Source organism: Nocardia sp. NPDC051570, from assembly GCF_044454005.1.
Classification (GTDB): Bacteria; Actinomycetota; Actinomycetes; order Mycobacteriales; family Mycobacteriaceae; genus Nocardia.
Window position 1 is genome coordinate 349,359 of the sequence record NZ_JBITDI010000003.1, and the last position, 17,938, is coordinate 367,296.

Sequence of the window (17,938 nt, forward strand, 5' to 3'; positions counted from 1 at the left end):
CTCCGAGCTTTTCTGTTGTCAGAGCATTGGCATACATCTGCCGACCAGCCTACCGATAGCGCAGGTACGGGCTGTCCGATACAGTAGTTTTCGCGGCCGGAGGGTGGCAACGTGAGATCGTCGACGGGGTGAAAGTGGTTCTGCCGGTACGGAGATCGTTGAGCGAACAACAGTCGTCAGCCGAGACTCCGGAGTTGTCGAACAATTGACTACACCAGCCATCGGCGGCCGAGCCGCCGTCGAACCAGAATTGTGCCGAGTTTCCGTCATCGGTGGGAATACCCAGCTCGATGTCGGTTTGCCGACGTCGGTGCCGATCGCCTCGTTCATCGGCGAACTGGTCGCGCTCATCGAATCGCGTAATCCCGATCCCGCCGAGGCCGAGGAGGATTCGGCCACTCTGCATACCGGCCATTGGACGCTGGCCCGGCTGGGCCGCGAACCGATTCCGCCGCATCGCACGCTGACCGAGGCCGAGGTCTACGACGGCGAATTGCTGGTACTTCGCTCGGTATCGGCCAAGGAATCGCCAGCGCTGTTCGACGATGTGATCGACGCGGTATCGCGGCTGACCGCCGATTCGTTCCGCGGCTGGTCGCCCTCGGCCGCGCGCTGGACCGGACTGGTGTCGGGCGTGCTGGCCGTGGTGCTGGCCGTGCTGTTGTCGGCCGCGAGTCGTTCCCATGGCCAGGAACTGGTTCCGGCATTCCTGGCCGCCGGGGTCGGCATCGCCACGATGGTCGCGGCCGCGATCGCCGCCCGCAAGTACGCCGATACCCGCTCGGCCACCTGGCTCGCGCTCGCGGCACTGCTGCTGTTGGGCACCGGCGGAGGTCTGTTCGTGCCCGGCCCGATCGCCAGTCCCCATCTGCTGCTCGGCTTCTCGGTGCTGCTGGTCGCGGCGGCGGTCGGCTACCGCGCGACCGGAATCGGCGCGACCCTGTTCTCGCTGGCGATCACGGTATCGATCTTCGGCGCGATCGCCTCGGCGGTCCGGATGATCTGGGAACCGGCGTTCCCGAGGATCGCCGCGGGCCTGTTGGTCGGTGCGCTCGTGGTGATCTCGTCGGTGCCGCGGCTGTCCGCGGTGCTGGCCCGGCTGCCGGTGCCGCCGGTGCCGACCGCGGGTGCGGCGATCGATCCGGCCGATCACGAACCACGCCCGACCATCGAGGGCATCGGCGCGATCGGCGCCACGGCCCTGCCGTCCGCGGTCGGCCTGGGTCGCCGCGCGGAGGCGGCCAACCGCTACCAGTCCGGCATCCTCGCCGGTGCGACCATGGCGGCCGTCCTCGGCGCGGTCGGCGCGGCCGATCCGCTGAATTCGGCTCGCTGGCAAGGCATCGCGCTGGCCGTGGTCACGGCGATCATCCTGGCGCTGCGCGGCCGATCCTTCGCCGATCTGACCCAGGCGGGCACACTGATCGCGGGCGGCGCGGTCACCGTCTGCGGTGTGCTGGCAGGGCTCGGACTCGGCGATGAGCGATATCTGGTGCCCGCGGCGGGTGTGCTGCTGGCATTCGCGGTGGCCGTGGTGTTCTTCGGTGTCATCGGACCGCATATCGAGATCTCGCCGGTGCAGCGCCGCATGGGGGAGCTGTTCGAATACTTGCTGATCGTGCTGGTGATTCCGCTGGTGCTGTGGATCATGGGCGTGTACGCGATGGCCCGCAACATATGACCGTGCCGTGGCGCGGCTGGGGGAGAACCGCCTGTGCGGCAGGGATTCTCGGCTCGGCGTTGCTCGGCTCGCCCGGACCGGCCGGTGCCGTGGCGCCGCCGGTCGTGGATCCCGGCGCCCTCGGCCCGGCGATCGGCCTGAGTCAGCATCCGGCGCCGCTCGAACCGACCGAGCAGCGGCTGATCTGCGCCGAGCCGATCCTGCGGGGCGGGCCGCCGCCCGAGCCGCCGATCGCCCAGCGCGTCCTCGATCTTCCGGCGGCCTGGCAGTTCAGTCGCGGTGCGGGACAGAAGGTCGCGGTCATCGACACCGGGGTCAACCGGCATCCGCGCCTGCCCGCCTTGCAGGCGGGCGGTGACTACGTCTCCGATACCGACGGCACCGTCGACTGCGACGGACACGGCACCATCGTCGCCGGAATCATCGCGGCGAAGCCATCGCCCGACGACGGATTCGCCGGGATCGCGCCGGACGCCGAACTGCTCGCCATCCGTCAACTCAGCCTCGCCTATCAACCGAAGAACCGCGGCGGTTCCGGCCAAACACCCGGCGCCATCACCGATTCCGGCTACGGCAATGTGCTCACCCTGGCCGCGGCCGTGGTCCGGGCCACCGATATGGGCGCCACGGTCATCAACATCTCCGAGGTCTCCTGTGCGCCCGCGGGCGCCGATACCGCCGACGGCGCGCTCGGCGCGGCCGTGCAGTACGCGTTCGAGCACAATGTGGTCGTCGTGGCGGCGGCCGGCAATCTGCAATCCGACGGGCCCTGTAAACAGCAGAACGATTCGTCGGGATGGTCAGGGGTGCAGACGATTCCGAGTCCGGCGTGGTTCGACAAGTATGTGCTGGCGGTCGCCTCCATCGACCCGGACGGTAATCCCTCGGAGCTGACCCTGCGCGGACCCTGGATCGGGGTGGCGGCCGTGGGGCGTCAGATCACCTCGCTGGACAGCAAGCCCGGCGGGGTCGGATTGGTCAACGGGGTGCAGACCAGCGACGGCATCCGCCCGATCGAGGGCACCAGTTTCGCGGCGCCGTATGTGGCGGGCCTTGCGGCACTGGTGCGTTCGCGCTTTCCGGAACTGTCCGCCGGACAGGTCATCGATCGCATCGAGCGCACCGCGCACGGACCGGGCCGGGGCCGCGACAACGCCATCGGGCACGGGATGATCGATCCGGTGGCCGCGCTGACCGCGCAGCTGCCCGATCAACCGGTGAGCGCCGGGGCCGATAAGCCGCGGGCGATCGCGGCGCCGTATGTGCCGCCGCCGGTCGATCCGCGGCCGCGCCGCTACGCCGTCATCGGGTCGATCACCTGCCTGGCCGCGCTGGGAATCGGTCTCGTCGTGGCGATTCCGTTCCGCCGCCGACGCGACGAGCTCGACATCGAGCCCTAGGACTGCAGAGGAGCCATGGTTACCGAAGGTTATGTGCGCCGCCCCCGGATCGCCCCGCCCCGGGCGCCCGGCGGTGAGGTGACGCTGAGCCCGCCTCCGGAGATCACCCGGCCGCTGCCCGCACCGCTGTTGGCCAAGATGATGCCGGTCGTCATGGTCGTCGCCGTGGTCGGCATGCTCGCGATGTTCGTGATGATGGGCCGGTCGCTGCTGGCCAACCCGTTCATGATGATGTTCCCGATGATGATGCTCATGTCGATGGGCGGCATGGTGATGGGCTTCGGGAAGGGCGGCGGATCGAAGACGGCCGGCGAGCTCAACGAGGAACGCAAGGATTACTTCCGCTATCTGGACCAGGTGCGCAGGGATGTTCGCCGCACCGGCCAGAAGCAACTCGAATCGCTGACCTGGAGCCATCCCGAACCCGCGGATCTGGAGTCGGTCGTGGGCACCCGCCGGATGTGGGAGCGTCGCCCCAACGATCCGGATTTCGGTCACGTCCGGGTCGGCGTCGGCAGCCATCGCCTCGCGACCAAGCTGGCCCGGCCGGAGACCGGTCCGCTCGAGGATCTGGAACCGGTCTCGACCGTGGCGCTGCGCCGCTTCGTGCGCACCCATTCGGTGGTGCACGGACTGCCCACCGCGGTCTCGCTGCGTGCCTTCCCGGCCATCAACATCGAGGGCCCGGCCGAGGACGCCCGGATGCTGGTGCGCTCGATACTCATGGCGTTCACCGCATTTCACGGTCCCGACCATGTCGCCGTCGCGATCGTCTGCGCGAATCCGGACGGCCCGGCCTGGGCATGGGCGAAATGGCTTCCGCACCTGCAACATCCGAGCACGCGCGACGGTATGGGCTCGGCGCGCATGATGTACGGATCGCTGGGCGAACTCGAGACCGCGCTACAGGCCGAGCTCATGGAGCGCGGCCGGTTCATGCGCAATCCTCAACCCACACAGGGTCGTACGCATCTGCTGGTGGTCATCGACGACGGTTATGTGAACGGGACCGAGCGGCTGGTCAGCGAGTCCGGCCTGGACTCGGTGACCGTGCTGGATCTCACCGCGCCGGAGAACGGCCTGGCCGCCCGGCGCGGGCTGCAGTTGGTGGTGAGCGGCGGCGCGGTGAGCGCGCGCAGCGCCGCCGGTGTCGAACGCTTCGCCACCGCCGACGAGGTGAGCATCGCCGAGGCGGAGACCTTCGCGCGCACCCTGGCCCGCTTCCGGATCGCCACCGCCGCACAGATCGTCAGCCTGGGCGATGAGACCCGCACCGATCCGGGATTGATGGCGCTGCTGAAGATTCCGGACGCCACCCAGATCGATCCCGCCAAGGTGTGGCGCCCGCGCACCCCGCGCGAGCGGCTGCGCGTGCCGATCGGCGTGACGCCCGACGGCACCCCGGTGGATCTGGATATCAAGGAATCCGCCGAATACGGTATGGGTCCGCACGGATTGTGCATCGGCGCAACGGGTTCGGGTAAATCGGAGTTCCTGCGCACGCTGGTGCTGTCGATGGTGGCCACCCATTCCCCGGACGCGTTGAACCTGGTGCTGGTCGACTTCAAGGGTGGCGCGACCTTCCTCGGCCTGGATCCGCTGCCGCATGTCGCCGCGGTCATCACCAACCTGGAAGCGGAACTGTCGATGGTCGACCGCATGCGCGACGCCCTCGCCGGTGAGATGAACCGCCGTCAGGAGCTGCTGCGGTCGTCGGGCAACTTCGCCAACGTGACCGATTACGAGAAGGCGCGCGCCGCCGGTGTGCCGCTGGATCCGCTGCCCGCGCTGTTCGTCGTCGTCGACGAGTTCTCCGAATTGCTCTCGCAGAAGCCGGATTTCGCGGATCTGTTCGTGATGATCGGCCGGCTGGGCCGTTCGCTGCACGTACATCTGCTGCTGGCCTCGCAGCGACTCGAGGAGAACAAGCTGCGCGGACTGGATTCGCATCTGTCCTACCGGATCGGCCTGCGGACCTTCTCCGCCAACGAATCCCGGGCGGTGCTCGGCATCACCGATGCCTACCATCTGCCCAGCATTCCCGGTGCGGGCTATCTGAAGACCGATGCCGCGGATCCATTGCGCTTCAACGCGACCTATGTCTCCGGCCCGTACGAGGCGCCGCGGGTCGCGGGTCAGATCATGGTGGACGGCAAGGTGATCGGCGGCAGCCCGACCGTATTCACCGCCGCGCCCGTCGAAATGCCGGAACTGCCGGAGGAACCGCCGTTCGATCCGCTCGCGCTGCCGGAGCCACCGCCGAAGAACCTTGCGGAAGAGGGTGTTCCGAAGTCGCTGCTCGAGATCGTGGTGGGCCGGTTGACCGGACACGGCCGGCCCGCGCACGAGGTGTGGTTGCCGCCGCTGGAGGAATCGCCCTCGGTCGATATGCTGCTGCCGGATCCGGACTGGCGCTCGCCGGTCAACCGGCACGGGCAGCTGTGGATGCCGATCGGCATCATCGATAAGCCCTATGAGCAGCGCCGCGATGTGCTCACGATCCAATTGTCCGGCGCGCAGGGACATGTCGCGGTGGTCGGCGGTCCGCAGTCGGGTAAGTCGACCGCGCTGCGCACGATCATCATGGCGGCCGCGGCCACCCACACTCCCGAGCAGGTTCAGTTCTACTGCTTGGACTTCGGCGGCGGCTCGATGGCGGGCCTGTCGGGTCTGCCGCATGTCGGCTCGGTGGCCGGACGCCTCGACATCGATCGCGTGCGCCGGACCATCGCCGAACTCAGCAGCCTCATGCGCCAGCGCGAGGAGCGATTCGCCGAACTGGGCATCGAGTCGATGGCCGAGTTCCGCCGCCGCAAGTTCGCCACGATGCGGCCCGACGGCACGCTGCCCGCGGAGGATCCGTTGGCGGAGGACCGATTCGGCGACGTCTTCCTGGTGATCGACGGCTGGGCGACCATCCGCGAGGAGATGGATACGCTCGAGCCGCAGATCCAAGCTTTTGCCGCCCAGGGCCTTTCGTACGGCATCCACCTGATGATCGGCGCCTCCCGGTGGGCCGAGATCCGCCCGGTGGTCAAGGATCAGATCGGTACCCGGCTCGAGCTGCGCCTGGGCGATCCGTCCGACTCCGAAATGAACCGTCGCACAGCGGCTCTGGTCCCCGTCGGCCGCCCGGGCCGCGGCCTGACACCCGATCAGCTGCATATGCTGATGGCCCTGCCGCGCCTGGACTCCAACACCGATCCGCAGAGCATGTCCGAGGGTGTGGTCCTGTCCAAGCAGGCGCTCGAACAGATGTGGGGCTCGCGCCGGGCGCCCCAGGTGCGCATGCTGCCCGCGGAGTTCCCGCGCGAATCGCTGCTGGCCATGGCGGCCGAGCGCGGTATCGAGCAGAGCCCGACGAAGCTCGTCGTCGGGCTGGGCGAGAACGAATTGGAGCCACTGGTCCTGGATTTCGGCTCCGAACCGCATCTCATGGCATTCGCCGACGTGGAATGCGGCAAGACCACCCTGCTGCGCAATATCGCCATGGGTCTGGTGGACAACGCCACGCCCGAACAGGCGCGCATCATCATGATCGACTATCGGCGCACCATGCTCGGCGTCGTCGAGGGTGAGCAGCTGGCCGGATACTCCACCTCGTCGCAGACCTGCGGTCCGATGCTGACGGAGGTCGCGGGGTATCTGGCCAAGCGGATCCCGGGCTCCGACATCACCCCGCAGCAGCTGCGCGAGCGCAGCTGGTGGAGCGGTCCGGAGATCTACATCCTGGTCGACGACTACGACATGGTGGTCAGCGGCGGCACCAATCCCTTTGCGGCACTGCTGGAATACCTGCCGCAGGCCCGCGATATCGGCATGCATCTGATCGTGACCCGGCGCATCGGCGGCGTCTCGCGGGCGCTCTACGATCCGATCCTCGGCGGTATGAAGAACATGTCCGTGGACACGCTGATCATGAGCGGCCCCCGCGACGAGGGCAAACTCATCGGCGATGTCCGCCCCACCAAACTCCCGCCCGGCCGCGGCATCCTGGTCTCCCGCAGCCGAGGTCAGGAGATGGTCCAGATCGCCTATCTGCCACCGGTATAGAGAATCAGCCCGCCCGGCGGCCCGGTTGCGCGCTGGTGAGGAGGGGCGCGCCGAGCCAGGCGTCCGCGCGCCGCTCGAACAGCGCGCCGGACGGACCCGGCGCATCGGGTCCGGCCATGCGGGCCAGGCGGAATCCGGCGCGGCGATAGTAGGCGTGCAGGTCGGTGTTGGTGGTCCAGGCATCCAGCCGGACCCAGGTGCGACGGGCCGCGCGGGCCATGGCCGCGGCGTGTGCGAGCAGCGCCGGGCCCAGGCCGTGTCCGGAGAAGCGCACATCCACGATCATGTAGTGCACGATGACCGCATCGGCGATCTCACCCGGCGACCACAGACCCGCATCGGCGCGGCCGTTGATCGTGATGGTGCCTGCCGGTTCGCCGTCGATCTCCGCGATCCAGGTCTCCCCGGCGCGGACCGCCCGGCCCGCCGCGCGGGCAAACCGCTCGATCGGCAGTCCTCGTCCCTGTCTCGTCCATTGATCCCAGCCACGTTCCGCAAGCCAGGTCGTCCGTTGGAGCCGTAATCGGCAGATGGTGCCGAGATCGGCCATACCGGCCTGGCGAATGCGGATTGTCATGGCGGCCCCGGCACCAGCGAGTTACCGAAGTAATGCGAATTGCCCGGGGGCTGCGGCGTTCCCAGGATCTTGCGGATCATCTCGGTGCCGTCGTCGTCGCCCAGTTCATAGGCGAGCCGATTGCGCGCGGCGATCGAGCGATGCCGGGTGACGCGGGTGATGCGTTCGGCATTGGCGCCGATGCGCAGATGGTCCAGCAGCATGGTTCCGGTGCCGACGCCGAGGACGGCCGCCTCCTCGGCGGTCGCCGGGCGGGCGACGAGGGTGTCGCGATGCGCGGTCTCGGCGTAGCCGCGTTCGACCAGCCTGCGGGTGGTGCCCTCGGGGATATCGTGCGGTGAGTCGATCCCGGTGGCCTCTGCCAAGTCCCGTGGATAGAAGCTCACCTCCCACGACCACGGCTCGTTGTCCAGATACTGGACAACCGTCCTGGATACCACCCAGGAATCCTTCGGCACACCCAGCCACAGCGCGACCTCCGCGCCGGCCGGTTCCATCCGGGCGCTGAACTGTTTGGACGGCTCACGACCGGCCGCGCGCGCGATCTCGGAGAAGATGTCGTGCGAGGACTTCGGCCGGTCCGGCCGGATGTGGTTGGTCACAACCGATTCCAGGACCTCCCTATTACGGACGATGGTTCCACGGGAAGTCGCTGTGTAGAGCAGGTTTTCGGCCACCAGTACCTGAATCGCGTTGCGGGCGGTGGTGATCGATACCTGCATCTGCTCGGCCAGCTCGGAATGGCTGGGTAGCCGGTCGCCCGGTTTCCAGGTGCCGCCTCGGATCTCCTCGCGGAGGATGTCTGCGATCCGCTGGTACCTCGGACCCTCCGCCACCATCTCGCTCCTAGGGTGTGCCTCGAGAAAAGGAGTTTACTCCGCTGGTCCAGCGGGCGTGTGACCCTTGACACACGCCTTCAGCGGTTTATTGTAATGAAGTCCTGAACGGGTGTTGTTAACGGCGATGACGGCGAGGCAACGTGGCAGGTTCGGAGACAACTACTCAGACGGTGGTCGTGGCGCTGCCCGACGCACCCCAGAGCGCGAGCGCGCTCCAATCCATGATGACAGGCCTATTGCCCAGCTCCGATCTGTTGCTGCGCGCCTGTCGGGGTCACCGGGTCATCGGCGGTCCCATGCTGTGGTTCGCCCGTGATCTCGCGGTGCTGCACGAGCGCCGGCTCATCGGCCGAGGCGGCTCCCAGCCCGACAGCGATCCCACCACGATCATCGAAATCGAGCGCCGCCGAATCGAATTGGTGATGGCGATCGACGATTGGATCGTCCGCACGGTCCCGCAGCACCGCCTCGGCGCGACCCTGCACACCGAAACGATCGGCTCGGTCATCGACCGCCTCGCCGAGGCCTCGGTCCGCGCTCACCACGCCCTGATGACCCTCGACGCGAACAACGAAATGCTGCACGGCGCCTGGCATCATCTGGCCGAATTGGCCGACGGCTACGACGATCTCGTCAACGACGTGCTCGCCGGCCGGCGCCGTCTGCCCGCCTGGTAGCCCGCGCGCTCAGACCGTATAGGGGCGATGATCGGTCGCGAAGTCGTCCGCGACCGTGGCCGCCAACTCCACCAGGGCCCGCTTGGTGGTCTTGTGCAGCCGGGTCAGATCGATCTCGGCGCCCTCGGACAGATGCGGGTCGTAGGGGATGATGTGCACCGCGCGGCAGCGGGACAGGAAGTATTCGCGCAGCTGCTGAATGCCGACATTCGGTGAGCCCGGGCGCGGCAGATTGATCACCACGACGGCATTGCGCACCAGATGGTCGTGGCCGTGCAGCGACAACCAGTCCAGGGTCGCCGCGGCGCTGCGGGCGCCGTCGATCGCCGAGGATGAGATCAGCACCAGCGAATGCGCCAGATCCAGCACGCCCGCCATGGCCGAATGCATCAGTCCCGTACCGCAATCGGTGAGGATGATGTTGTAGAACCGCTGCAGCAGGCGCGCGACCTTGCGGTACTCGTCCTCGCTGAATGCCTCCGATGCGGCCGGATCCCGTTCGCTGGCAAGCACTTCCAGTCGGCTGGTGGCCTGCGAGGTATGCCGGCGCACATCCGAATAGGAACGAATCGACTGATCCAGCAGCAGATCTCGCACCGTCGAGCGGGTCTGCAGCGGCACCCGCTGCGACAGCGTGCCGAAGTCCGGATTGGCGTCGACGGCGATCACCCGGTCGCCGCGGATGGACGCGAAGATCGAGCCGATGCCCATCGTCGTCGTGGTCTTGCCGACGCCGCCCTTGAGGGACAGCACCGCGATCCGGTAATCGCCGCGCACCGGCTGGCGAATCCGCGCCACCAGTTCCTGCAGCCGCCGCTCCTCCGCGGACATGCCGGGATTGATTGCGCCACCGGACATATGATGCACCGCGCGTCGCCAGCCCGAGCCGGGCGACTTCTTGGCCCGGCGCATCGGAACATCGTCGAGCGAGGGCGGCCGCCCCTGCGGTCCGTACTGCGGCGGGTACTGCTGCTGCGGAGGCGGCGTGGCCCACTGCGGCTGTTGCCATTGCCCGCCCTGCTGCGGAGAGTAGGGCGTTTGCGGCGCGACGAAACCCCGGGGACCGGGCGGCGGCACATCGGACCGCGGCGCGCGCTGCGCATGCGGTCCGGTATTCGGATCGGCGAATCCTGTTGTCGGCGTGCCGGTTCCGCTGTGCGGGGGATAGGGCGGCAGGCCGGGCTGCGGGATCCGGGGGTCGGACTGCGGGCCAGGTTGCGGGATCCGAGGGTCGGACTGCGGGCCAGGTTGCGGGATCCGAGGATCGGACTGCGGGCCAGGCTGTGGGATCCGGGCGTCGGACTGCGGGCCGGGTTGCGGGATTCGGGGGTCGGATTGCGGGGCCCGGTGGTCGATCCCGTTGGTGGCCGGATGCGGTCCGTCGCTCGTCGGCACGTGTGGGCCGGGCTGCGCGGGCGGCCGCACGAACGCCGTGCGCTCGTCATCGGGTCCGGGCCGAGTCGGCACGGGCGTTTCCAGCGCGGGATGACGGTGATCGGCGCCGGGTTCGGGGCGGGGCCCGCCGATGGACGGATCCGCTAGGGCCGCAACCGGATTCGGGTCCACGGGTGCTGCCGGTGGACGCATCGGGCTCAACCCCTGCGGCGTGGGTCCGGGTGCGAGGCGATCGGCCGGTCCCGGCGGGTCGGGCAGCGGCGGCCGGTTCGGGGTGCGCTCCGGGGGCGGCGGCAGCTCCGGGCGGTTCATCCGCGTCGTGGGTTCGGCGGCCTCGGTATCGGGCGCGCTCGTCGGCGCGGGCGGAATCGGAGTCGGAGCCTGCCAGGCCGGGTACTCGGGCGACGGTCCCGGCGGATTCGGCTGTGCCGGGATGTCCTGGGACTCTTCGGAAAACGACTGCGGCGCACGATCATCGGCCCGCGAGCCGATGACGCCCTCGCCGCCCTGATCGCCGCCGTTGTTCCGGGTCGGCGAATTCTGGTGGGGCAGCTGGAATTCGCCGCCTTGACGATGCGGCAGCGGTGGCAGCTCCTCGCGCGCCTCGTTATTCGGCGGGTCGGACTCCTCGATCTCCTCGGCCCTGGGCTTGTCCCGGCCCCAGCCGATGCGGCGCTTCCTACCGCCCTCGGGCTCCTCGGATTTGCGCCGACCTCGCCGGCGGGCCGCGGACTCCTCGGGGATGAGGTCCTCCTGCGGCAGATTCTGGACCGGGGCCTCGTAGCCGACCTGCGTGACCTCGCTTTCGGACAGCCACGGCGGCAGCATCGGCAGGCCGTCGTCGTTACGACTCACAACGCACCTCGCAGGCGTACGAGCTCAGCTCCGCGGTGCCCGAGGGCGCTGCGCGCCACACTCGCTCGCTGCGCTCCCTCACGGATCCCCCTGGATCTGCTGGTACCGGATTACCTGGACAGCCGGTAGTTTACGCGAGCGAAAACGGCCGCGACGGACCTGCCGCCCGGTCGGACCGCCGGGACGGTTCGCCCGTGGTGCTGTAGCGTGCCTCACACTCGGCGCGCTGAATTGCCGAGTCGTTGCGAGATCGGGAGCATGACGAGATGGCGACAACAGTCGAAGACGGCCGCAGCGACGCGCGGCTGGACGAACTGCCGATCCGGCCGATCCACCGCAGGCTGGTCGCCCTGGTCGGGATGGGTCTGTTCTTCGATCTCTACGAGCTGTTCCTGGCCGGAACCATCACCGGCGTGCTGAAGCAGGAACTGCATCTGTCGACCTATCAGCTCTCGGGCATCCTCGCCTCGGCGTTCGCCGGGCAGTTCATCGGCGCGCTGGTGCTCGGCCGGTTGTCGGATCTGTTCGGCCGCCGCCGGATGTTCATGATCAATATCGGGGTGTACGCGGGCTTCACGCTGCTGGGCGCGTTCAGCCCGAACGTCTGGTTCCTGATGGCCACCCGGGCGCTGGCCGGGCTGGGCATCGGGGCGGAGATGACGGTCTCCGACACCTATCTGTCGGAGGTGATGCCCGCGCAGGTGCGGGGCCGGATGATCTCCATCGCCTACACCATCGGCTTCTGCGCGGTGCCGACCGTCGGATTCCTCGCGCGCTGGCTCGTGCCGCTGCGGCCGCTCGGCGTCGACGGCTGGCGCTGGCTGTTCGTGATCGGCGGACTCGGCGCCGCGCTGGTCTTCGTCGCGCGCCGGCATATGCCGGAATCGCCGCAGTGGCTGGCGCGGCAGCGGCGGACGACCGAACGCGTGCCGTTCGCGCGAATCCTGCGGCCGCCCTTCCGGACTCGCACGCTGCTGTTCTCCGCGGTGATGATCCTGCAGGTGTTCGGCTACTACGGCTTCGGCACGCTAGCCGTGCTGGTGCTGCAGTCCAAGGGCCTCACCGTGGTGAATTCGCTCGGCTATCTGGCCATCACCTATCTCGGCTATCCGATCGGATCGCTGCTGGCCATCCCGCTGATCGAACGCATCGAGCGCAAGTATCTGGTGATCGGCTCCACCGCGCTGATGGCGGTGTTCGGCTTGGTCTTCGGCTTCGCGACCGAGGTGCCGCTGATCCTGCTCTCGGGCGGGCTGTTCACGGTGGCCAGTAACGTCTTCTCCAACGCGATCCACACCTATCTGCCGGAATCGTTCCCGACCAGCGTGCGCGGAACCGCCTCGGGCGCGACCTATTCGCTGTCCAAGCTCAGTACCGCGGTGCAGCCGTTCCTGCTGCTGCCGCTGCTCGAACACCGCGGTTCCGGCGTGGTGTTCTCGGTGATTACCGCGGCGCTGGTCCTCATGATCGGATTGATCGTGGTGTGGGGTCCGCTGACCGGACGCGAGCCGCTCGACGCCGCCTAGCGGGGCCTATTTGGTCGATCGCATCACTCACGGGTAAGCTGGACCGGCGGTGCACCTATCCGCCGGTCGCCTCATGTCCGCATGTCGTTTCCGGTGAGTATCGCACCCGGTCGACTGGAGTGCACGACAAACTACAGTGATCAGCTAGCCGAAAGCCTAGCCAACCAGGCTGGGCCCAACCCGGATCGCGGAGGATATGGCGAAGAAGGAAGGGGCCATCGAGGTCGAGGGCCGAGTTATCGAGCCGTTGCCCAATGCGATGTTCCGGATCGAGCTGGAGAACGGTCACAAGGTTCTCGCGCACATCAGCGGGAAGATGCGGCAGCACTACATCCGTATCCTGCCCGAAGATCGCGTGGTCGTGGAGCTGTCGCCCTACGATCTGACACGCGGCCGCATCGTCTACCGCTACAAGTGATCGACGAATAGAGACTTCCCCGGTCGTTGGACCGGGGAACAACTGTGTTCACACCCTGTGAACCACAACCAGATTGGACGGACGTGAAGGTTCAGCCGAGCGTCAAGAAGATCTGCGAGAAGTGCAAGGTGATTCGGCGTAACGGCCGGGTCATGGTGATCTGTGACAACCTGCGCCACAAGCAGCGCCAGGGCTAGTTGTAGAGCACGATCGCAGTTCTGCTTGACAGAACAAAGAAGACCTCCCAGCGCCACTGGGTATCGCCGAGCCCGTGAGGGCGGATACCCAACCACCCCCGGTACGGAGGCCGGGGCCCCATACGAGGGGGCGGACAGGGAGCAGACCTCCGCAACCATTAAGGAATCGCCACCATGGCACGTCTGATGGGCGTCGATCTCCCGCGCGAGAAGCGCATGGAGATCGCATTGACCTACATCTTCGGCATCGGTCGTACCCGCTCCAAGGAGATCCTCACGCAGACCGGCGTCAGCCCGGATCTCCGTACCAAGGATCTCACCGACGACGATCTCACCAAGCTTCGTGACTACATCGAGAAGTCGGAGTTCAAGGTAGAGGGTGACCTGCGCCGCGAGGTGCAGGCCGATATCCGTCGCAAGATCGAGATCGGCTGCTACCAGGGCATCCGCCACCGTCGCCATCTCCCGGTGCACGGTCAGCGGACCAAGACCAATGCGCGTACGCGCAAGGGTCCGAAGAAGACCGTCGCCGGCAAGAAGAAGTAGGGATAACCGATGCCTCCGAAGAGTCGGGCCTCCGGCCCCAAGAAGACCCAGAAGTCGCGGCGCCGGGACAAGAAGAACGTCCCGCACGGCCACGCGCACATCAAGTCCACGTTCAACAACACGATCGTGTCGATCACCGACCCGCTGGGCAACGTCATCTCCTGGGCGTCCTCGGGCCACGTCGGCTTCAAGGGTTCGCGCAAGTCGACCCCGTTCGCCGCCCAGCTTGCCGCCGAGAACGCTGCCCGCAAGGCGCAGGAGCACGGCGTCAAGAAGGTCGACGTATTCGTCAAGGGCCCGGGTTCGGGCCGCGAGACCGCGATCCGCTCCCTGCAGGCCGCCGGCCTCGAGGTGGGCACGATCTCCGATGTCACCCCGCAGCCGCACAACGGTTGCCGTCCGCCCAAGCGGCGTCGCGTCTAAGCGGGAAGGAAGGTAATAGCAAATGGCCCGTTACACCGGACCTATCACCCGCAAGTCGCGTCGTCTGCGCGTCGACCTCGTCGGAGGCGACCAGGCGTTCGAGCGTCGTCCTTACCCGCCGGGTCAGCACGGCCGCGCGCGGATCAAGGAATCCGAGTACCTGATGCAGCTGCAGGAGAAGCAGAAGGCTCGCTTCTCCTACGGCATCCTCGAGCGTCAGTTCGCCAAGTACTACAAGGAAGCCCACCGCCAGAAGGGTAAGACCGGCGACAACCTGCTGCGTCTGCTCGAGGCGCGGCTGGACAACGTCGTGTACCGCGCCGGTCTGGCCCGGACCCGTCGTCAGGCCCGTCAGCTGGTCTCGCACGGCCACTTCGTGGTCAACGGCGTGAAGGTGGACGTTCCCAGCTTCCAGGTCTCCCAGTACGACATCATCGATGTCAAGGAGAAGAGCCTGCCGACGCTGCCGTTCCAGGTGGCGCGCGAGACCTTCGGCGATCGCCCGATCCCGGGCTGGCTGCAGGTCGTGCCGAACCGGCTGCGGATCCTGGTCCACCAGCTGCCGGAGCGTGCTCAGATCGACGTGCCGATCAACGAACAGCTCATCGTCGAGTACTACTCGAAGTAAGCCGTTCGAGCTTGCTGTCCTCGCCCCGTCATTCCCGGCCATACGGCCCGAATGACGGGGCAGGGGAAAACAATTCGTGGGTGTCAAATAGTGGGCGCCCTCTGAAGGAGGATCACAATGCTGATTTCACAGCGACCGACGCTGACCGAAGAGGTCGTGACCGAGAACCGGTCGCGGTTCACCATCGAACCGCTGGAGCCGGGCTTCGGTTACACCCTCGGCAACTCGCTGCGCCGCACGCTGCTGTCGTCCATTCCGGGCGCGGCCGTCACCAGCATCCGCATCGACGGCGTGCTGCACGAGTTCACCACCGTCCCGGGCGTGAAGGAGGATGTCACCGACATCATCCTGAACCTCAAGGGCCTGGTCGTGTCGTCCGAAGAGGACGAGCCGGTCACCATGTACGTCCGCAAGAGTGGCCCGGGCGCGGTCATCGCCGGTGACATCGTGCCCCCGGCCGGTGTGACCGTCCACAACCCCGATATGCACATCGCCACCCTGAACGACAAGGGCAAGCTGGAGATCGAGCTCGTCGTCGAGCGCGGTCGCGGTTACGTCCCGGCCGTGCAGAACAAGGCCTCGGGCGCGGAGATCGGCCGGATCCCGGTGGATTCGATCTACTCTCCGGTGCTGAAGGTGACCTACAAGGTCGAGGCGACCCGTGTCGAGCAGCGCACCGACTTCGACCGGCTCATCCTGGATGTCGAGACCAAGAACTCGATCTCCCCGCGGGATGCGCTGGCGTCGGCCGGTAAGACCCTGGTCGAGCTGTTCGGCCTGGCGCGCGAGCTGAACGTGGAGGCCGAGGGTATCGAGATCGGGCCCAGCCCGGCCGAGGCGGACCACATCGCCTCGTTCGCGCTGCCGATCGAGGATCTGGACCTCACCGTGCGGTCGTACAACTGCCTCAAGCGCGAGGGTGTGCACACCGTCGGCGAGCTGGTCGCTCGCACCGAGTCGGATCTGCTGGACATCCGCAACTTCGGGCAGAAGTCCATCGACGAGGTCAAGGTCAAGCTGCATTCGCTGGGCCTCTCGCTCAAGGACAGCCCGGCCTCCTTCGATCCCTCCAGCGTCGTCGGCTACGACGCCGCCAGCGGGACCTGGAGCGACAGTGGCTCGTTCAGCGACACCGACAGTGGCGAACAGGATTACGCCGAAACCGAACAGCTCTAGGCCGTCCTGCGGAGGCTTCGCCCCGCAGGACCCCGAAACTTCTCGGGGTGCGGCCCTTTCCTAAGGAGAACAACCAATGCCCAAGCCCAAGAAGGGTGCCCGCTTCGGCGGGTCGGCGTCGCACCAGAAGGCGATCTTCGCCAATCTGGCGACGGCGCTCTTCGAGCACGGTCGGATCACGACCACCGAGGCCAAGGCCAAGGCGCTGCGCCCGTATGCCGAGAAGCTCGTCACCAAGGCGAAGGCCGGCAGTCTTGCCGACCGTCGCGAGGTGCTCAAGGTGATCCGCAACAAGGACGTGGTCCACGAACTCTTCGCGAACATCGGACCGTCGTTCGAGGGTCGCGAGGGTGGCTACACCCGGATCATCAAGACCATCCCCCGCAAGGGTGACAACGCGCCGATGGCCGTTATCGAGCTGGTCCGGGAGAAGACCGTGACCAACGAGGCCGACCGCGCTCGCCGGGTGGCCGCGTCGCAGAAGCCGGCCGAGGCTCCGGTCGAGGAGGTCAAGGTCGACGAGACCGCCGAGGTGACCGAGGCCGTCGAGGCCCCGGCTGCCGAGGAGAAGGCCGCCGAGGAGAAGAGCGAGTAAATCGCTCCCTCGCATGACGCGCGAGCCCGCCGTCCCCTCCGGGTCGGCGGGCTCGCTCATGTTAACCAGGAGGTCGCTGTGATCGCCGAGGATCCGACCCCGCACACCGTTGCGGTTCGGGTACGACTGGATATCGGTTACGACGGCACCGATTTCACCGGTTGGGCCCGCCAGCCGGGCCTGCGCACCGTGCAGGGCGTGCTCGAGGAGTCGCTGAGCAAGGTGCTGCGCGAGCCTATCCAGCTCACCGTGGCGGGCCGCACCGATGCCGGTGTGCACGCCGAGGGGCAGGTGGCCCACTTCGACACGTCCGCGGAACCGGACGGCCCCAAGCTGATTCATCGCCTGGCCCGCTTCCTTCCGAAGGATGTGCGGGTCACCGGCATTCGCGTCGCCCCGCCCGAATTCGACGCGCGTTTCTCGGCCATTCGCCGCCACTACGCCTATCGGCTGACCACCGCGCCCTACGGTGCCGAACCGCTGCGGGCCCGCAGCGTGGTCCCCTGCCGCTCCGAGGTGGATCTCGAGGCGATGCGCGCGGCCGCCCGAAAGCTGTTGGGGCTGCACGATTTCGCGGCCTTCTGCCGCCGCCGCGAGGGCGCGACCACGGTTCGGGAGCTGCAGCGCTTCGATTGGGAGCGCGACGGCGATCTGCTCACCGCCTATGTCAGCGCCGACGCCTTCTGCTGGTCGATGGTCCGCAGCCTGGTCGGCGCGGTGCTCGCGGTCGGCGAGGGGCGCCGCACGCCCGATTGGGTGGCGGGCCTGCTCGACGAGCGCGAGCGTGCCAGCTCGGTGACGGTGGCCCCGGCGCACGGCCTGAGTCTCATCGGGGTGGACTATCCGGCCGATGCCGAGCTCGCGGCCCGCAATGCCCAAACCCGGGAAATGCGTACCGTTCCGGCGGGTGAGGGTTGTTGCGGCGGGTGAGTCGCGAGTTGTTGGGGTGGCG

16 protein-coding genes are annotated in these 17,938 nt (G+C 67.6%); 13 read left to right on the forward strand and 3 right to left on the reverse strand.

The window, feature by feature from the left end; all coding sequences use genetic code 11:
• Window positions 1–250: 250 nt before the first annotated feature.
• The 3 genes from eccD to eccCa are packed head-to-tail and all read left to right on the forward strand — an operon-like array spanning window position 251 to window position 7,134.
• A complete protein-coding gene (eccD, locus tag ACIA76_RS08510) occupies window positions 251–1,681 on the forward strand; it encodes a type VII secretion integral membrane protein EccD (RefSeq protein ID WP_397150690.1) in 1,431 nt (476 codons plus the stop codon).
• Complete coding sequence (gene mycP / locus ACIA76_RS08515) at window positions 1,678–3,081, forward strand: type VII secretion-associated serine protease mycosin (protein ID WP_397150022.1); 1,404 nt, start codon at window positions 1,678–1,680, stop codon at window positions 3,079–3,081. The genes eccD and mycP overlap by 4 nt, the downstream gene beginning before the upstream one ends.
• A 15-nt stretch (window positions 3,082–3,096) precedes the next feature.
• Window positions 3,097–7,134, forward strand: coding sequence for a type VII secretion protein EccCa (gene eccCa / locus ACIA76_RS08520; protein WP_397150025.1), 4,038 nt, complete (start codon window positions 3,097–3,099; stop codon window positions 7,132–7,134).
• Between the two features lie 4 nt (window positions 7,135–7,138).
• On the opposite strand, the gene ACIA76_RS08525 is transcribed toward eccCa, so the two are convergent.
• Window positions 7,139–7,711 (reverse strand): GNAT family N-acetyltransferase, encoded by a 573-nt coding sequence (locus ACIA76_RS08525; protein WP_397150027.1) that lies wholly within the window; start codon window positions 7,709–7,711, stop codon window positions 7,139–7,141.
• Window positions 7,708–8,550: a GntR family transcriptional regulator gene (locus ACIA76_RS08530; protein WP_397150029.1), complete on the reverse strand. Its 843-nt coding sequence runs from the start codon at window positions 8,548–8,550 to the stop codon at window positions 7,708–7,710. The genes ACIA76_RS08525 and ACIA76_RS08530 overlap by 4 nt, the downstream gene beginning before the upstream one ends.
• 140 nt (window positions 8,551–8,690) lie before the next feature.
• Between ACIA76_RS08530 and ACIA76_RS08535 the strand changes: the two genes are divergently transcribed.
• Window positions 8,691–9,227 carry a DUF4254 domain-containing protein gene (locus ACIA76_RS08535; protein ID WP_397150031.1) on the forward strand — a complete coding sequence of 179 codons (537 nt, stop codon included), beginning with the start codon at window positions 8,691–8,693 and terminating at the stop codon, window positions 9,225–9,227.
• 9 nt (window positions 9,228–9,236) lie between these two features.
• Here the strand turns inward: ACIA76_RS08535 and ACIA76_RS08540 are convergent, their stop codons facing one another.
• Entirely contained in the window at window positions 9,237–11,477 is a 2,241-nt protein-coding gene (locus ACIA76_RS08540; protein WP_397150034.1) for an AAA family ATPase, read from the reverse strand.
• Between the two features lie 266 nt (window positions 11,478–11,743).
• On the opposite strand from ACIA76_RS08540, the gene ACIA76_RS08545 reads away from it, so the two are divergent.
• The 9 genes from ACIA76_RS08545 (at window position 11,744) to truA (ending at window position 17,916) form a co-directional block, all read left to right on the forward strand.
• Window positions 11,744–13,003 carry an MFS transporter gene (locus ACIA76_RS08545; RefSeq protein ID WP_397150036.1) on the forward strand — a complete coding sequence of 420 codons (1,260 nt, stop codon included), beginning with the start codon at window positions 11,744–11,746 and terminating at the stop codon, window positions 13,001–13,003.
• Between the two features lie 196 nt (window positions 13,004–13,199).
• Entirely contained in the window at window positions 13,200–13,421 is a 222-nt protein-coding gene (gene infA / locus ACIA76_RS08550; protein ID WP_040804562.1) for a translation initiation factor IF-1, read from the forward strand.
• Window positions 13,422–13,504: 83 nt separating this feature from the next.
• A complete protein-coding gene (gene rpmJ, locus ACIA76_RS08555) occupies window positions 13,505–13,618 on the forward strand; it encodes a 50S ribosomal protein L36 (RefSeq protein ID WP_025347279.1) in 114 nt (37 codons plus the stop codon).
• Window positions 13,619–13,792: 174 nt separating this feature from the next.
• A complete protein-coding gene (gene rpsM / locus ACIA76_RS08560) occupies window positions 13,793–14,164 on the forward strand; it encodes a 30S ribosomal protein S13 (RefSeq protein WP_397150038.1) in 372 nt (123 codons plus the stop codon).
• A 9-nt stretch (window positions 14,165–14,173) separates the two neighbouring features.
• Entirely contained in the window at window positions 14,174–14,587 is a 414-nt protein-coding gene (gene rpsK, locus ACIA76_RS08565) for a 30S ribosomal protein S11 (protein ID WP_397150040.1), read from the forward strand.
• A gap of 22 nt (window positions 14,588–14,609) precedes the next feature.
• Complete coding sequence (rpsD, locus tag ACIA76_RS08570) at window positions 14,610–15,215, forward strand: 30S ribosomal protein S4 (protein WP_397150042.1); 606 nt, start codon at window positions 14,610–14,612, stop codon at window positions 15,213–15,215.
• 117 nt (window positions 15,216–15,332) lie between these two features.
• On the forward strand, window positions 15,333–16,391 hold the full coding sequence (locus ACIA76_RS08575; protein ID WP_062509558.1) for a DNA-directed RNA polymerase subunit alpha: 1,059 nt from the start codon (window positions 15,333–15,335) through the stop codon (window positions 16,389–16,391).
• 76 nt (window positions 16,392–16,467) lie between these two features.
• Window positions 16,468–16,986 (forward strand): 50S ribosomal protein L17, encoded by a 519-nt coding sequence (rplQ, locus tag ACIA76_RS08580; protein WP_397150045.1) that lies wholly within the window; start codon window positions 16,468–16,470, stop codon window positions 16,984–16,986.
• A gap of 78 nt (window positions 16,987–17,064) precedes the next feature.
• Complete coding sequence (truA, locus tag ACIA76_RS08585; RefSeq protein WP_397150047.1) at window positions 17,065–17,916, forward strand: tRNA pseudouridine(38-40) synthase TruA; 852 nt, start codon at window positions 17,065–17,067, stop codon at window positions 17,914–17,916.
• Window positions 17,917–17,938: the final 22 nt, after the last annotated feature.

Bases quoted from the DNA above. Each gene is read 5' to 3' on its own strand.
- mycP (WP_397150022.1), top strand. From the start codon at position 1,678: ATGACCGTGCCGTGGCGCGGCTGGGGGAGAACCGCCTGTGCGGCAGGG.
- eccCa (WP_397150025.1), top strand. From the start codon at position 3,097: ATGGTTACCGAAGGTTATGTGCGCCGCCCCCGGATCGCCCCGCCCCGG.
- ACIA76_RS08525 (WP_397150027.1), bottom strand. From the start codon at position 7,711: ATGACAATCCGCATTCGCCAGGCCGGTATGGCCGATCTCGGCACCATC.
- ACIA76_RS08530 (WP_397150029.1), bottom strand. From the start codon at position 8,550: ATGGTGGCGGAGGGTCCGAGGTACCAGCGGATCGCAGACATCCTCCGC.
- ACIA76_RS08545 (WP_397150036.1), top strand. From the start codon at position 11,744: ATGGCGACAACAGTCGAAGACGGCCGCAGCGACGCGCGGCTGGACGAA.
- infA (WP_040804562.1), top strand. From the start codon at position 13,200: ATGGCGAAGAAGGAAGGGGCCATCGAGGTCGAGGGCCGAGTTATCGAG.
- rpsM (WP_397150038.1), top strand. From the start codon at position 13,793: ATGGCACGTCTGATGGGCGTCGATCTCCCGCGCGAGAAGCGCATGGAG.
- rpsK (WP_397150040.1), top strand. From the start codon at position 14,174: ATGCCTCCGAAGAGTCGGGCCTCCGGCCCCAAGAAGACCCAGAAGTCG.
- rpsD (WP_397150042.1), top strand. From the start codon at position 14,610: ATGGCCCGTTACACCGGACCTATCACCCGCAAGTCGCGTCGTCTGCGC.
- ACIA76_RS08575 (WP_062509558.1), top strand. From the start codon at position 15,333: ATGCTGATTTCACAGCGACCGACGCTGACCGAAGAGGTCGTGACCGAG.
- rplQ (WP_397150045.1), top strand. From the start codon at position 16,468: ATGCCCAAGCCCAAGAAGGGTGCCCGCTTCGGCGGGTCGGCGTCGCAC.